Origin of the sequence: Bradyrhizobium sp. SZCCHNPS1003 (assembly GCF_032381555.1) — a bacterium.
Taxonomy (GTDB): Bacteria; Pseudomonadota; Alphaproteobacteria; order Rhizobiales; family Xanthobacteraceae; genus Bradyrhizobium.
The window spans coordinates 222,091-236,942 of sequence record NZ_JAUHIU010000003.1; the positions used below are offsets into that span (position 1 = coordinate 222,091).

Annotated in this window: 16 protein-coding genes; 7 read left to right on the forward strand and 9 right to left on the reverse strand. The window is 65.0% G+C overall.

Features of this window, described 5'->3' with window-relative positions:
* Positions 1 to 12 precede the first annotated feature (12 nt).
* Positions 13 to 276 (reverse strand): hypothetical protein, encoded by a 264-nt coding sequence (locus QX126_RS06910; RefSeq protein WP_315738130.1) that lies wholly within the window; start codon positions 274 to 276, stop codon positions 13 to 15.
* 474 nt (positions 277 to 750) lie between these two features.
* Here QX126_RS06910 and QX126_RS06915 point away from each other — a divergent pair, with 474 nt between their 5' ends.
* The 5 genes from QX126_RS06915 to QX126_RS06935 all read left to right on the forward strand — a co-directional run bounded on the left by QX126_RS06915 (position 751) and on the right by QX126_RS06935 (position 5,496).
* Positions 751 to 903: a DUF1127 domain-containing protein gene (locus tag QX126_RS06915; RefSeq protein WP_006614327.1), complete on the forward strand. Its 153-nt coding sequence runs from the start codon at positions 751 to 753 to the stop codon at positions 901 to 903.
* 156 nt (positions 904 to 1,059) lie between these two features.
* Positions 1,060 to 2,493 carry a methylenetetrahydrofolate--tRNA-(uracil(54)-C(5))-methyltransferase (FADH(2)-oxidizing) TrmFO gene (gene trmFO, locus QX126_RS06920; RefSeq protein WP_315774949.1) on the forward strand — a complete coding sequence of 478 codons (1,434 nt, stop codon included), beginning with the start codon at positions 1,060 to 1,062 and terminating at the stop codon, positions 2,491 to 2,493.
* A gap of 7 nt (positions 2,494 to 2,500) precedes the next feature.
* Positions 2,501 to 3,601 (forward strand): serine/threonine protein kinase, encoded by a 1,101-nt coding sequence (locus tag QX126_RS06925; RefSeq protein WP_315756645.1) that lies wholly within the window; start codon positions 2,501 to 2,503, stop codon positions 3,599 to 3,601.
* 67 nt (positions 3,602 to 3,668) lie between these two features.
* Complete coding sequence (locus tag QX126_RS06930) at positions 3,669 to 4,559, forward strand: TauD/TfdA family dioxygenase (RefSeq protein WP_315774950.1); 891 nt, start codon at positions 3,669 to 3,671, stop codon at positions 4,557 to 4,559.
* Positions 4,560 to 4,803: 244 nt separating this feature from the next.
* Positions 4,804 to 5,496, forward strand: coding sequence for a TauD/TfdA family dioxygenase (locus tag QX126_RS06935; protein ID WP_315774952.1), 693 nt, complete (start codon positions 4,804 to 4,806; stop codon positions 5,494 to 5,496).
* Positions 5,497 to 5,509: 13 nt separating this feature from the next.
* Here QX126_RS06935 and QX126_RS06940 read toward each other — a convergent pair whose 3' ends face one another.
* From QX126_RS06940 to yajC, 5 genes are all read right to left on the reverse strand, one after another.
* Positions 5,510 to 6,373, reverse strand: coding sequence for a phytoene/squalene synthase family protein (locus QX126_RS06940; RefSeq protein ID WP_315780095.1), 864 nt, complete (start codon positions 6,371 to 6,373; stop codon positions 5,510 to 5,512).
* Positions 6,370 to 6,747 (reverse strand): Mth938-like domain-containing protein, encoded by a 378-nt coding sequence (locus QX126_RS06945; protein ID WP_315738136.1) that lies wholly within the window; start codon positions 6,745 to 6,747, stop codon positions 6,370 to 6,372. Before QX126_RS06945 ends, QX126_RS06940 begins: the two co-directional genes overlap by 4 nt.
* Before the next feature lie 50 nt (positions 6,748 to 6,797).
* Positions 6,798 to 7,805, reverse strand: a complete 1,008-nt coding sequence (gene secF, locus QX126_RS06950; protein WP_315738137.1) for a protein translocase subunit SecF — start codon at positions 7,803 to 7,805, stop codon at positions 6,798 to 6,800.
* An 8-nt stretch (positions 7,806 to 7,813) separates the two neighbouring features.
* A complete protein-coding gene (gene secD / locus QX126_RS06955) occupies positions 7,814 to 9,415 on the reverse strand; it encodes a protein translocase subunit SecD (protein ID WP_315738138.1) in 1,602 nt (533 codons plus the stop codon).
* 89 nt (positions 9,416 to 9,504) lie between these two features.
* A complete protein-coding gene (gene yajC / locus QX126_RS06960; RefSeq protein WP_172108587.1) occupies positions 9,505 to 9,873 on the reverse strand; it encodes a preprotein translocase subunit YajC in 369 nt (122 codons plus the stop codon).
* Between the two features lie 203 nt (positions 9,874 to 10,076).
* On the opposite strand from yajC, the gene QX126_RS06965 reads away from it, so the two are divergent.
* Positions 10,077 to 11,093, forward strand: a complete 1,017-nt coding sequence (locus tag QX126_RS06965; RefSeq protein ID WP_315738140.1) for an ATP-binding protein — start codon at positions 10,077 to 10,079, stop codon at positions 11,091 to 11,093.
* Positions 11,094 to 11,144: 51 nt separating this feature from the next.
* On the opposite strand, the gene QX126_RS06970 is transcribed toward QX126_RS06965, so the two are convergent.
* Both QX126_RS06970 and QX126_RS06975 read right to left on the reverse strand, forming a co-directional pair.
* The gene (locus QX126_RS06970) at positions 11,145 to 12,575 is read right to left on the reverse strand and encodes a LysM peptidoglycan-binding domain-containing M23 family metallopeptidase (protein WP_315780097.1); all 1,431 of its coding nucleotides are present in this window, start codon (positions 12,573 to 12,575) and stop codon (positions 11,145 to 11,147) included.
* A 107-nt stretch (positions 12,576 to 12,682) separates the two neighbouring features.
* Complete coding sequence (locus QX126_RS06975; protein WP_315738317.1) at positions 12,683 to 13,330, reverse strand: protein-L-isoaspartate(D-aspartate) O-methyltransferase; 648 nt, start codon at positions 13,328 to 13,330, stop codon at positions 12,683 to 12,685.
* Positions 13,331 to 13,594: 264 nt separating this feature from the next.
* Between QX126_RS06975 and QX126_RS06980 the strand changes: the two genes are divergently transcribed.
* The gene (locus QX126_RS06980) at positions 13,595 to 13,978 is read left to right on the forward strand and encodes a response regulator (RefSeq protein ID WP_315738142.1); all 384 of its coding nucleotides are present in this window, start codon (positions 13,595 to 13,597) and stop codon (positions 13,976 to 13,978) included.
* A gap of 8 nt (positions 13,979 to 13,986) precedes the next feature.
* On the opposite strand, the gene surE is transcribed toward QX126_RS06980, so the two are convergent.
* Positions 13,987 to 14,754 carry a 5'/3'-nucleotidase SurE gene (surE, locus tag QX126_RS06985; protein WP_315780100.1) on the reverse strand — a complete coding sequence of 256 codons (768 nt, stop codon included), beginning with the start codon at positions 14,752 to 14,754 and terminating at the stop codon, positions 13,987 to 13,989.
* Between the last annotated feature and the right edge of the window lie 98 nt (positions 14,755 to 14,852).

The following is a 14,852-nucleotide window of genomic DNA, read 5'->3' on the forward strand; positions in this document are numbered from 1 at the left end:
AAGATGCGCCTGCTACTTGATCATCCCGGCCTGCATCGCCTTGGTCAGGTGCACGCTGCAGGCGCCCATCTTGCCGCTCAGCAGCGCGTCCTGCGCTGCCGCAATCTCCTTCTGCGCAGTATATCTGGCGTCGCCGTCGGCCATCGCCTCGATCGCCGTCTCGGTCTTTTCCAGATTGGCCCCGCTACAGCCGGCGCCATGCATCCGCGCCGCCTGAGCCGGACCGACCGCCACAATTGCCGCAGTGATGAGCGCGGCCCCAAAAAGTTTGTTCATTGTTTTTCCTCGCTGGTGCGACGGCGCCGGCATCATTGCCCAGCACCGCGACACTTTGTCGCACCTTTCGTTATATGCCGCGAAGTGAAATCCGCGCGAGCGGTCCGTGATGGCGATCATCGATTTGAGAGGCGCAGCGTACATAATGAATTTATGTTCATTATATGAACCCATGCGTTTCGTGGGGTGTATGTCGGGCAATAGCTTCGTGCCTGGACCGGCCTTTAAGCCGGCATTGCTCGATCCGGCAATTCGAACGGGCGATCGAAAATCCGCATGAATACGGAGCCTTGCGCGGGTCGCTGAGCTGCCGGGCGCCTGCCCGATTCTTACTTGAGGGTTACGCAAGCTATGCGCCCGGGGTTTAGCTGCATCGCAACATTCACGCTTCCGCATCGCAACAAGCTCTTCTATGTTCATTTCAACGATGAGGTTCCGATGAAGAACTGAATCGCGAACTAAAGGAGATTTCTCATGTTGCTCTCGCTCATCCGCATGGTGCAGGCGTTCCGTGAGTATCAGCGCAACGTTGCCGAGCTGTCGCAGCTCAGCGATCGCGAGCTCGCCGACATCGGTCTCGATCGTTCGGACATCCCGCGCGTTGCTGCCGGTCACTACAACGGCTGATCAGCCTTCTTCCGATATCTACCGGACATCGCCCGCCTCGCTGCGGGCGTTGCCGCGTCTAGGCCCTGGCGCAACGAAACACACGCGCCCGGTTTCTCACGCTGAACCCCACTGGCGCATTTGCAGCGCTCGGGAAAAGCGCTACCTGTCCCGCGCATGACAGGGACCAAATCACCTTCGAATACCGTCCACGTGATCGGTGCCGGCCTCGCCGGATCCGAAGCCGCCTGGCAGCTGGCCGAGGCCGGCGTCGACGTGGTGCTGCACGAGATGCGGCCGGACCGCATGACCGAGGCGCACCGGACCGCCACGCCTGCCGAGTTGGTCTGCTCGAATTCGTTCCGCTCCGACGATGCCGCCAACAACGCCGTCGGCCTCCTGCATGCCGAGATGCGCCGGCTGGGCTCGCTGATCATGCGGGCCGCTGACGCCAACCAGGTCCCGGCCGGTGGCGCATTGGCCGTCGACCGCGACGGCTTCTCGGCGGCCGTCGCAAGCGCGTTGGAAGGCCATCCACGCATCGCGCTGCGCCGCGGCGAGATCGCGGGCCTGCCGCCCGCGGAGTGGGAGAAGGTGATCATCGCCACCGGTCCCCTCACCTCACAGCTGCTCGCCGAGGCCATCCGTGACCTGACCGACGAGACGGCGCTCGCGTTCTTCGACGCCATCGCGCCCATCGTGCACAAGGACACGATCGACATGTCGGTCGCTTGGTTCCAGTCGCGTTACGACAAGGTCGGTCCGGGCGGCACCGGTGCCGACTACATCAACTGTCCGATGACGAAAGAGCAGTACGACGCCTTCGTCGCGGCGTTGCTCGCCGGCGAGAAGATCGACTTCAAGGAGTGGGAGACCAACACGCCCTATTTCGACGGCTGCCTGCCGGTCGAAGTGATGGCGGAGCGCGGCCACGAGACGCTGCGTCACGGCCCGATGAAGCCGGTCGGCCTGACCAATCCGCACAATCCGACGGTCAAGCCCTACGCGATCGTGCAACTGCGCCAGGACAACAAGCTCGGCACGCTCTACAACATGGTCGGGTTCCAGACGAAGCTGAAATACGGCCCGCAGCAGCAAATCTTCCGCACGATCCCAGGCCTCGAGAACGCGGAATTCGCGCGGCTCGGCGGCCTGCATCGCAACACCTTCCTCAACTCGCCGAAACTGCTGGATTCGCAGCTCCGCCTGCGGGCCCAGCCGCGGCTGCGCTTTGCCGGCCAGATGACGGGATGCGAGGGCTATGTGGAGTCGGCGAGCATCGGCCTGATCGCCGGCCTCTACGCCGCCGCGGAGACACGTGGCGCAAATCTGCTGCCGCCGCCTCCGACCACTGCGCTCGGTGCCCTGCTCAGCCACATCACTGGCGGCCATATCGAAACGATCGATGGAGCGACGCGCTCGTTCCAGCCCATGAACATCAATTTCGGCCTGTTCCCGCCGCTGGCGACGGCCCCGACCCGCAAGCCGGACGGCACGCGGCTGAAGGGCAATGAGAAGACGGTGGCGAAGAAGCAGGCGATGAGCGCCCGCGCGCTGGCCGATCTCGACCGCTGGATCGCCGAGCACCTGCCCGTCGCGGCCGCTGCGTGAGAGTACGATGAGCCTGCCGAAGACCGATTCTGCCTTGCTGGCGGCCCGCTGGAGCGAAGGTGTGCTGCTCAAGCGCGACGTGTTCTCGACCGTCGAGCGCGGCCGCTTCAAGAGCGAGGCCGGCGATGTCGACGCCGTGCTGCGCCGGCTCGACGAGGTGCCGTGGTGGTCGTTCATGCTGGCGCGGCATTTGTTCGCGCGCGAGCGCAAGGCGCTGATGCGCGCCAAGGGGCTCAACGCCGGCCCTGATCTGCTATGGGCTGGGGATCGCGCGCTGGTCCGCGGCTTCATCAATGGCGTGGCGCTGCATCTGGCCAAGCCGCACGGCAACGTCGCCTATTTCCGCTCGGCCAAACAGATGATGCGCCGGCTGCATCGCGCCGGGATCACGCACAACGATCTCGCCAAGGAGCAGAACTGGCTCGTCGGTCACGACGGCCATTGCTACGTGACCGATTTCCAGTTGGCCGCCTGCTTCGAGAGCCGCAGCCGGCTGTTCCGGATCGCGGCCTATGAGGACCTGCGTCATCTGCTCAAGCATAAGCGGAGTTACGCGCCCGAGGCGCTGACGCCGAAGGAGCGCAAAATCCTGGCGCGCAAATCGCTGTTCGCGCGCATCTGGCTGATGACCGGCAAAAAGGTGTATCGCGCCATCACGCGCGGCATCTTCAATTTCACCGACCGCGAGGGTGGCGGACGACGCCTGGTCAACGATGCGCCGGTGCTGATGGACATGATCCGGAAGAACCCGGCCGTGCGCGACGCCGCGATCGTTGCCTTCGCCGATCGCCGGACTGGCGTCGGGCTCTATGCGTTCGTCGAGGGAGAGCAGCCGACGCTTGAAACTCAGCTGCAAAACGAGCTTGCTTCAGCCAAGGGCCCGAAGCCGCCGGAGCATATCCAGGTCGTGCATGCCCTGCCGCGCGACGCCAGCGGCAGGCCACGCACTGAACTGTTGCAGCTGGTCGCGATGAACCAGATCGACCTGATCGAGCCGATGCTCACGAGCGACAGCGATCGCGCTTTCCTCAAGGACATCCTGGACTCGCGCAAGAACCTGCGCGACCGGTTCAATTTCGAGGCGGACCTGAAACTGCCTTCGGCCTGAGCGGACGAGACTTCGCGGTCCGACCATTGTATCCTGCGAATGCAATGTCCTTTGGGAGGATCTGGCAATGAACGTCGAGAGCCGCGCAGCCACCACGTCTCGGTCGTCGAACATCGAGATCATCCCGACCGGCCGGCAACTGGGTGCCGAGATTCGACATGTCGATCTCAAGCATCTGGACAACGCGGGCTTCAGCGCCCTGCTCCGTGCCTTTCACACGCACTCCGTTTTGCTGGTGCGCGGCCAGGGTCTGACGGACCAGTATCTGATCGCCTTCAGCCGCCGCTTCGGCGATCTCGACTGGGCGCCGGTGCAGGAGAACGGCCGGCGCTTTGTCGACGGTCTGCCGGAGATCTACATCGTGTCGAACGTGAAGGTGAACGGCGAGGCGATCGGCAGCCTCGGCGCCGGCGAAGCGGTGTGGCACACGGACATGTCATATCTCGACACGCCGCCGATCGCGAGCGCGCTCTACGCGCTGGAAATTCCCCCCGTCGGCGGCAACACGTCGTTCTGCAGCATGTATGCCGTGTACGACGCGCTTCCTCCTGAACTGAAGCGCCGCGTCGCGGATCTGAAGATCAAGCATGACGGCACCTACAACAGCGGCGGCTTCGTCCGGCAGGGCGTGACGCCGACCGATGATCCGCGCACGTCGCCGGGCGCGATCCATCCGCTGGTCTGCACGCATCCCGATTCCGGCCGGCAGATGCTCTATCTCGGCCGCCGGCGCAACGCCTATCTGGTCGGCCTCGGGCTCGCCGAGTCGGAAGCATTGCTCGACGAGTTGTGGACCTATGTTGCTCGTCCGGAATTCGCCTGGGAGCACGTCTGGAAGGTCGGCGACCTCGTCATCTGGGACAATCGCTGCACCATGCATCGGCGCGATCCGTTCGATGATCATGCGCGGCGAATCATGCATCGAACCCAGATCAAGGGAACAGATCGCCCGCACTGATTCGCTTGCGCGCGGGCATCCGCACGATCAAGCGCCAGAATGCCTGCGAATGAGTTGCAGGTTGCTGGATATTTCCTCGCGCGTCGCCTTGAAGCGTCCAATTTCCGACTCAGAGCGGCAGAGTGTGCCGACAATCGCCAGATCGTGCCGCGATCCTTCCGCGAATTGCCTCCGAGCCGAAACACCCCCGACAAATTACGATGGTTGATTTGCAGGCGCTGGTGAAACTTGGGAGATGACGCAAGTGAGTCTCAGAAGCAACGTTGCTCGAAGCGCCGAAAGCAGCCTCATCCAGGTCATCCCGACGGGAAAGACACTCGGTGCCGAGGTCTGCAATGTCGATCTCAGATCCTTCGACGATTGGGCGTTCGCCTCGTTCATGCGCGCGCTGCTCAAGCACCAGGTCCTGCTCGTGCGCGGCCAGCGTCTTGGTGAGTGTGACATCGCGGCCTTCAGTCGTCGCTTCGGTCACGCGGATCTATTTTACACCTCCCCCGGCAGCTTGCTGGGCGGCAGACTGTCGTTCTGCAGCCTCTACGCCGCTTATGACGCGCTCTCGCCAGCGCTGCGCAGCCGCGTCGCTCATCTGAAGGTCCGTCATGTCGCGAGCGACACCGCCGATGATGGCCGTCGCACCATCGTCGCAGGCCCCGTGCATCCGCTGGTCGGCAATCACTCCGATACGGGCCGAGCGATGCTCGCGCTTGGGCAGCGCCGCCATTCCTGTGTCGTCGGACTCGAGCAGGACGAATCGGATGCGCTGCTCGACGATCTCTGGCAGCTTGCCGAGCGGCCCGAGTTCAGCTGGGCCCACACCTGCCGGCCCGGTGATCTCGTCGTCTGGGACACCCGCTGCACGATCCACCGGCACGAGCCGACGGACATGCCGAGACTCCTTCACAGCCCGCCACTCTGGAATACGATGCCCTCGGCTTGAGCCCGCGAGAGCGTCAGCGCGCGCCAAAACTCGCCGTCCTCGCAGCGCGCCACAGCGTCCACAACGTCGCAAGGCGCGAGCGGGGTTGCAGCTGAAACGGATCGTCGGTGCGGCGATCGGCCCGCGCGAGGTCGCGCCGGACTAGCGCCAGCGGCAACAGAACCGGCCGCACCGCCGGCTGCGCCTGACGCGCCAGCTCGAGGGTGTGATCGAGATGCTGCCGGGCCTGCCCGCGCAGGTCCATGATCACATCCTGGATCGCCGATGACGCCTTGCCTGCGAACATCTCCTCCTGGCTGACGCCATGGCGCGCGAGGAGATCGAGCGGAACATAGAGCTGCCGGTGGGCGGCATCGCGCGGCAGCGATGCGATCACCTGGAGCAACCCTTGCGCGATGCCGGCATGGTGCGCGAGGTGATCCGCCTCCGCAAACGGCGGCGCAATGATCTGTGCCGCCAGCGCGAACAGCGCGCCGCGCGTGTCGCCGAGATAGCCGTCCAGCGCCGCCATCGTCGGCATCGGATCGTTGTAGAGATCGAACTGATGCTCATCGATCAGGCGCGTCAGCCGCTCGACCGGAAGCGCGAAGCGCTGCACGGTGAGCAGCAATTCGGCTGCAACGGGATTTCCCTCCGCGCCGCCATGTTCATGACCCGTCAGCGTGTCGTGCCACCACTGCAGGCGGACCTCGCCCGGCAGCGGCTGCGACACGAGATCTCGAATGCGGCTGACCTCGACGTTGAATGCGTATAGCGACAACAGCGCACGCCGGTGCTCGGGCGCCATGAACAGCGTCGAGGCGTAGCGGTCGAAATCATGCTCCCGAACGAGGCTCGCACAGAACGCGGCGTCGCTGTTGGCGCTGGCCTCGCTCATGGGACGGCGATGAGCGCTGCCGCCACCCGCCGCCGCTCGCCGATCATGACGTTGTAGGTGCGAATCGCGGGACCGGTCTGCATCGCATCGAGCACGACGTTCACGCCCCGCAAGGCCGCGCGCAGCGGTGCCGGCGGGATCCAGACATCGTTTCCGGTCCCCACGATCAGTGTGTCGATCTTGTTGGCTGCGTCGAAAACGCGCTGCAACGCGTAGCGGTCGATCTGGCTCGGCTGGGTGACGTCCCAGGCCCAGATCGAATCCGGCAGACACAGCAGCGAGCCGCGATGCGACATGCCGGCAAAGGCGAAGCCGCCTTTGCCATAACCGTCGATCGGCGCGGACCGCGGGAAATGCGGAGCGTCAGTTGCCATGCGAGACCAACCTCTCAGCCCCGATTCGGGTCCAACGGCTCAAGTCCCGATCAAGGCCTCTTCTTCGGCTCGTCGGCCTGATCACCCCGAACGGCTCCGACGCCGAGATAGATCAAGATCGGCGCGGCGATGAAGATCGAGGTGTAGGTGCCGACCAGCACCACGCCGAACATCATCACCGCGGTAAAGCTGTGGATCGCAGGGCCGCCGAACAAAAGCAGCGCCAGCAGCGCCAGGGTCACCGTGACGTGCGTGATGATCGAGCGCGACAAGGTCGAGTTGATCGATTCGTTGAGCAGCTGCGGCATCGGCATCTTCTTATAGCGCCGCAACATCTCGCGGATACGGTCGTAGATGACGACGGTGTCGTTGAGCGAATAGCCGAGAATGGTCAGCAGCGCCGCGATGCTGGTGAGGTCGAAATCGACCTGGCTGATCGACATGAAGCCGATCGTCAGCACGATGTCGTGGACGTTGGCGATCATGGCACCGAGCGCGAACTGCCACTCGAACCGGAACCAGAGATAGATCAGAATCGAGACGATCGCGAGCATCAGGCCGAGCATGCCGACGGCTAGGAACTCGCCGGAAACGCGCGGACCCACCACCTCGACCCGGCGATACTCGACGGAATCGCCGATCGCCGCCTTGACCTTGTTGGCCGCCTCCTGCTGGGCGGCGTCGCCACCCGGCTGCTCGGCAACACGGATCAGAACCCCCGCCGGCCCGCCGAACTGCTGCAGCTGCACCTCGCCCAGACCGAGGGTCGCCAGCGTCGCGCGCATCGCCGCGATGTCGGCGGTGCCGGACTTGGCGCGCACCTCAAGCAAGGTGCCGCCGCGGAAATCGATGCCAAGGTTCAAGCCATGGGTGAAGAACAGCACGATCGCGAGGATCGACAGCGCCGCCGAGATCGGGAAGCTGATGCGGCGGAACTGCGTGAAATCGAAATGCGTGTCGTCGGGAACGATGCGCAGCGACGGCAGCAGGCCGAGCGCGCTGACCACCGTCAGCACCGCGATCAGGATGCCAAGCCCGATGAGAACCCAGTATGTCACAGTAGCTCCTAGATTGGCACGCTTTGCGGCCGCTTCCACCGCACCCAGGCCGCCACAATCAGGCGGGTGAGCGTGAAGGCGGTGAAGACCGTGGTGAGAATGCCGATGCCCAGCGTCACGGCAAAGCCGCGCACCGGGCCGGTGCCGATGTAGAACAGCACGGCTGCGGCGATGAATGTGGTGATATTGGAGTCCAGGATCGTCGCCAATGCGCGCTTGAAGCCCGCGTCGATTGCCGAAATGGCATTGCGGCCGCCGCGCAGCTCCTCGCGGATGCGCTCATAGATCAGCACGTTGGAGTCCACCGCGATGCCGACCGTCAGCACGATGCCGGCGATGCCCGGGAGCGTCAGCGTCGCATTCAACAGCGACAGCACGCCGAAGATCATCGCGACGTTCACCACCACGGCGATGTTGGCGAACACGCCGAACAGCCGGTAGGTCACCAGCATGAACACGATGACGAGGATCGAGCCGACATAGGATGCGAGCTCGCCCTTGGCGATCGAATCGGCGCCGAGGCCCGGACCGACGGTACGCTCCTCGATGACCGTGAGCGGCGCCGGCAGCGCGCCGGCGCGCAGCAGGATCGCGAGCTCGTTGGCGGACTGCACGGTGAAATTGCCGGAGATCTGGCCGGAGCCGCCGGTGATCGGCTCGCGGATGACCGGCGCCGAGATCACCTTGTTGTCGAGGACGATGGCGAACGGCTGCCCGACATTTTCGGTCGTGGCCTGCGCGAACTTGCGCGAGCCGGCCGAGTTGAAGCGGAAGGTGACGATCGGCTCGTTGGTGCGCTGGTCGAAGCCGGTCTGCGCATCGGAGAGATCACCGCCGGAGACAAGCACCTGCTTCTTCACGACATAGGGCTGGTTGGGTGGCGATGCGCTCTGGAGCACCTCGGAATCCGGCGGCACCCTTCCCTGCACCGCCTGATCCGCCGGCACGGACGTATCGACCATCCGGAATTCCATCTTGGCCGTGCGCCCGAGCAGGTTCTTGAGCTGCGTCGGATCCTGCAAGCCCGGCACCTGCACCAGGATGCGGTCGTTGCCCTGGCGCTGGATCACCGGCTCCACGGTGCCGAGCTCGTTGACGCGGCGCTCGACGATCTGCATCGACTGCTCGATGGTCTGGCGGATGCGTTCGGTGATGGCCGCCGGCGGGATCGTCAGCCGGACCAGTCCGCCACCGGCATCGCTGACTTCGAGGCTGCGCTGGCCGCTGGAGCCGAGCAGCCCGCCGAGCGGCTGCGAGAGATCGCGCAGCTTGGAAATCGCAGTTCCCGTGTCGCTTTCCTTGGTGATCCGGACCTCGACCCCATCACCCCGGCTCACCAATCCGGTGTATCCGATCTTGGCATCGCGCAGCGTGCGGCGAACGTCGTCGCGCACGGCATCGAGCCGCTCCTTCTTGATGTAGTTGGAATCGACCTCGAGCAGCAGATAGGAGCCGCCCTGCAGGTCGAGGCCGAGCACCAGCCGGCGCTGCGCCCAGGACGGCCAGGTCTTGACCGTCGCTTCGGAGAAGAAGTTGGGCACCGCGCACAGGCACACGACGAGCGCCGTGAGAATGATGCCCAGCGCCTTCCACCGCGTGAAATACAACATGGAGGTTGTCCGTAAGGGCCGTATCCGGCCCGAAAAAATCAGAACATCACAAAGAGCGACGGCCGGCGTTCGACTGGCCAGGCCGGCGATCAGCTCGCGGCCTTCTCGTCCTTCTTGTCGTCCTTTGCGTCTGCCTTCGCGGGCTCGCCCTTGGTGCGGACGCCCGTGATCATCTGGCGCATCTGGCGCACGCGAATGCCGTCGGCGATCTCGAACTCGACCTGGTCGTCATCGACGACCTTGGTGACCTTGCCGACCAGACCGCCCTGGGTCACGATCGTGTCGCCGCGGCGGACGTTCTTGACGAGGTCGGCGTGCTCTTTGACCTTCTTCTGCTGCGGCCGCAGGATCAGGAAATACATGATCACGAAGATCAGCGCGAACGGCAGCAGCGACATCAGCATGCTGTTGGTGTCGCCAGCGCCGGCGGCCTGGGCATAGGCAGGGGTGATCAGCATGTGGTCGATCCTCGTGGGCAGCGCCCGGTGAGACGGGAATAGCCGGCGAACCACGCTTGTCTCGGCGCGGGCCGGCCTCTTGCGAATTTCGCGCGGAATATAGCGGCAGCAGTCCCAATAGCAAGGCGCCCCGCCCCCTCATTTCGCCCCGCTTGCGGCAGCGGGCGAGGCCCGATATGGCTGCCCCATCAGGAACTTGCAGCATGTCGAAAAAACCAGCCAAAGCCCCGTCCCGCGGTCCCGCCCAAACCGTCGTCAGACGTCTCCAAAAAAGCTCCAAGCCCGCAGCGCAAAAGCCGGCGAAGGTCGCGGCAAAACGTCCCGCCGGCCCTGCTCCCGACCACATCGCCGAGCGCATCGCCCGTGCGCTGGAAGCCATTGCGACGCATCTGGCAACAACCCATGCGGGTGCCGCGCCGGCATTGGACCTCAACGCGGCCGACGCCTTCGTCTGGCATCCGGACGGCCGGCTCTCGACGGTGCCGCGCGTCAGCCGTGTCGAGATCGACCTGCTCAAGGGCATCGACCGGATGCGCGACATCCTGATCGAGAACACCGAGCGCTTCGCCAACGGCCTGCCGGCCAACAACGCGTTGTTGTGGGGCGCGCGCGGCATGGGCAAGTCATCGCTGGTCAAGGCCGCCCATGCCAGCATCAATGTCGCCCGCAAGCCGGCGGACCGGCTCAAGCTGATCGAGATTCATCGCGAGGACATCGAGAGCCTGCCCGCGCTGATGGACATCCTGCGTGCCGCGCCGTTCCACTTCATCGTGTTCTGCGACGACCTGTCGTTCGACGGCAATGACGCGTCCTACAAGTCGCTGAAGGCCGTGCTCGAAGGCGGCATCGAGGGCCGCCCCGAGAACGTCATTCTCTACGCCACCTCGAACCGGCGCCACCTGCTCGCGCGCGACATGATCGAGAACGAGCGCTCGACCGCGATCAATCCGGGCGAAGCGGTCGAGGAAAAGGTCTCGCTGTCCGACCGCTTCGGACTGTGGCTCGGCTTCCATCGCTGCAGCCAGGACGAGTACCTCGCGATGGTCAAAGGCTATTGCAGCCATTTCGACATCGCGGTCGCCGAGGATCAGTTGGAGCGCGAGGCGCTGGAATGGGCCACGACGCGCGGCTCGCGCTCGGGCCGCGTCGCGTGGCAGTTCACGCAAGATCTGGCGGGCCGCCTCGGCGTGCGGCTGACAACGCAAAAAGCCGCGCAGTAATCTGCGCGGCCCCGTGTCGTCCACGATTGCGTGAGGTCAAACGACCGGACCTCACGCCCCGTTGAGGAATTGCAGCGGGTCAACCGGCGACGATCCCTTGCGGATCTCGAAGTGGAGCTGCGGCGATCCGACTTCTCCCGATTGACCCGACTTGGCAATGACCTGGCCGCGCTTGATCGGATCACCGCGCTTCACCATCAGCTCACTCGCATGGGCATATGCGGTGACGTAGCCGTTGGAATGCCGCACCAGGACCAGATTGCCATAGCCCTTCAATTCATTGCCGGCGTAGGCGACGACGCCATCTTCGGCCGCCTTTACCGGGGTGCCCTCGGGAACGGCGATGTTGATGCCATCATTGGACTTGCCGTTGGTCTTGGCGCCATAGCTCGTGATCACCTTGCCGCGCGCCGGCCAGCGGAATGTCGGCAGCGAGCTGGTGGTCTCGGCCGGCCGCGCCGGCTCCTCCTCCTTCTCGGGCGCCGGATTGGCCTGGGCCAGGCGGGCGGTCTGGACCGGACCTGCGGCCGTCGCGACCCGTGTGGTCGGCGCTGGCGCCGGCACGGTCGCAACCGCCTGGGGAACGGTTGCGACCGGAGCCACCGGCGCAGCTGCCGCCACGGCCCTGCCAGGGACGGTCAGCCTGGTCCCGAGCTTGAGCGGCGAAGCCTGATCGAGATTGTTGGCGCGGGCGAGCTCCGCCGCCGTCAGATGATTCTGGCGGGCGATGCTGGCGAGTGTCTCGCCGCGGTTGACGAAATGGACGGTGGACGGTGCTGCGGCCGCCACCGGCTTCGGCGCGACCATTGGCGCCGCGGCAACGGGCTGGGCCGCCACCGCGCCAGGATGCGGAATGATCAGCTGCTGGCCCGGCGACAACGCGCGCGGGCCCTTGTAGCCGTTCGCAGCCAGGATCTCAGCCGATGTCACGCGATAGCGCTTGGCGAGGATGTCGAGCGTATCGCTGGTGCCGACGATGATCTTGGTGCCGCTGGCGGGACGCGCGGCGGCGACCGAACGCGGCGGCACGGTGCCGGTGGTCTCGAGGCGCGGCTGGGCCGGCGGAGCATAGGAATGCGCCGGCTGTGCATAGGATTGGGGTGAAGCGACCGGGGGTGCAGCCACGGGGACCGCAGCAGGTGGCGCATAGGATGCGACGCCGCGCCCGCCCGAGGATACGCCTCCCGCACCGCCGCCGGCCGGATAGGATTGCGGAGCCCCGACCGCTGGGGGCGGCAGCGCCGAGGACGAGTAGGCCGGCGCCGGCGCCGGAGCGGGCGTGTAGGGCTGGTGCTGCCGGGGCGGCTGCGCCTGCACCGACCCCGTGGAATCGGATGCAAAGGGGTTTGAAAACGGGTTTTGCGTCTGCGACAGCCGCGTCGACATGTCGGCGCTGCAGCCAGCGACGCCGAACGACATCAGCGCCAATGCCGCAACCTGCGGCAGGCGGCGCGAGCGAAGCAACTCGACGGTAGTGGGCATGGTTACTCACTCGTACGCAACAAACAACGAATTCGAGTAAACACAGCCGCGGTAAATAAGCGCTTAAGCCGCGAATAAAGCGTTGTGCGGCCTGCTGATCCGCACGTTTAAAGTTCGCGCGCAATCCCCGGAATTGCCGGCACAAATCGTACGTCGACGAGCTCTTTTCGGTCGAAACGATCGCCCGTTCGCGTGATCCTGACGAGCGTCTGCACCCCGTGTTGGGGCCCGACCGGCGCGATCAGGATACCGTCCGGCTCCAGCCGGTCGAGCAGGCTCTGGGGAATCTCGTCCATCGCCGCCGTCACGATGATGCGGCCGAATTGGCCGCCCCCCGGCGGCAGCGCGTAGCCATCGCCGAGCATGACCTCGACATTGAAGCAGGCGAGCTTCTCCAGCCGCTCCCTGGCCTTGTCGGCCAATGTCCGGAAGCGCTCCACCGTCAGGACATGAGCCGCAAGCCGGGACAGGATCGCGGCCTGATATCCGGACCCGGTGCCGATTTCGAGCACGCGGTGGGTCTTTTGCAGCTTGAGCTGTTCGGTCATGTAGGCCACGACGAACGGCTGGCTGATGGTCTGCCCGCAAGCGATCGCCATCGCGCTGTCGCGATAGGCGTCCGGGCGGTCCGCCGGCAGAACGAACTCCTCCCGCGGCACCTCCTCCATCGCACGCAACACCGCCTGATCGCTGATCCCCCGCCGACGCAGGGTCAGCTGAAACATCATTTTCTCGGGAGGAGCGGCTGGGGGCATCGGGATGTCGGTTGGTGGGCTCGTGGGCAATTTACCTGCGGGGCGAGGGTTGCGCACCGAATTTCCGCGCACACGTCGCAACTACGCACCGACATGGTCCCAACGACGACCGCGTTCCGCAGGAGGAACCAAGTCGGGTCCGGTTCGTTCACCTTATGGGCGAGCCTGCCCACGCCGCACGGCGGTGAAAGATGACATTGTTGACGTTGCGCCATAAGCCGTTATTTGCGAGCGTCAAATCGGGTATGGGCAAGGACTGACATCATGACTGCACCGCGGCCGCCGCGCGGCTCTGTGTTTCTGGTTGAAGACGAAGTCATGATCCGGATGATGGTGGCCGACATGCTCGAGGAGCTCGGCTATACCGTCGCGGCCGAGGCCGGCGAAATCGGCGAAGCGATGCGGCTGGCCGAGAGCACCTTTTTCGACGTCGCCATTCTCGACGTCAACGTCAACGGCAAGGTCATCTCGCCGGTGGCCGATCTCATCAAGGCGCGCAACCGGCCCTTCATCTTCGCAACCGGCTACGGCTCGTCGGGATTGCCGGAAGAATATCGCGACCGGCCGGCCCTGCAGAAGCCGTTCCAGCTCGAGACGCTCGGAAAGGCGATCGACCATGCGCTGCGTGGCGCTGAGCCACAGGGGTAGACGGCGCTTCAGCCCAGAATGTCGCTGAGCTTGCCGGAGAACGCCTCGTCCGTGCGATCCAGGCGAAGCGGAGTCACTGACACGTAGTGCGCCGCGAGGGCCGCGAGGTCCGTCCCCTCGTCGGGCACGTCGAGCGAGGCAGCGCGGTCGAAGCCGATCCAGAAATAGGGATTGCCGCGGCCGTCGCGACGCTCGTCGACCTTCAAGAAGCCGAGATTGCGCTTGCCCTGGCGGGTGACCACGACACCCCTGACCTCTTCCGGCGCACAGGCCGGGAAGTTGACGTTGATCACCGTATTCCTCGGCACGCCGGCTTCAAGCACCTTGCGCACGATCTGCGGGCCGAATTTGAGCGCGGTGTCCCAGGACGGCTTGTCACGGGTTGCGACGCTGAATTCCTGCGACAGGGCGAACGACGGCAAGCCGAGAATGGTGCCTTCGAGCGCGCCGGCGATGGTGCCCGAATAGACGACGTCCTCGGCAACGTTACGGCCCTTGTTGACGCCCGACAGCACCACGTCGGGCAGCTTCGTCCCCAGGATGTGACGGGCCCCCATGATGACGCAGTCGGTCGGCGTGCCGCGCACCGCGAAATGCCGCGGACCAACCTCGCGCAGCCGCAAGGGGTCATTGAGCGAGAGCGAATGGGACACGCCGCTCTGGTCCAGTTCGGGAGCCACGATCCAGACGTCGTCGGACAGGGCGCGTGCGACCTCCTCGATCACCTTCAGACCCGGCGCATGGATTCCGTCGTCATTGGTGCAGAGAATCCGCATGGCCACCTTTCCATCCCGTTCAAGACGATTGCCGCGGTGTCTTATCTGCTGCGCGACATCGAGGCAAACCCGCCACCTCGAGCCGGGTTCGGCAGTGG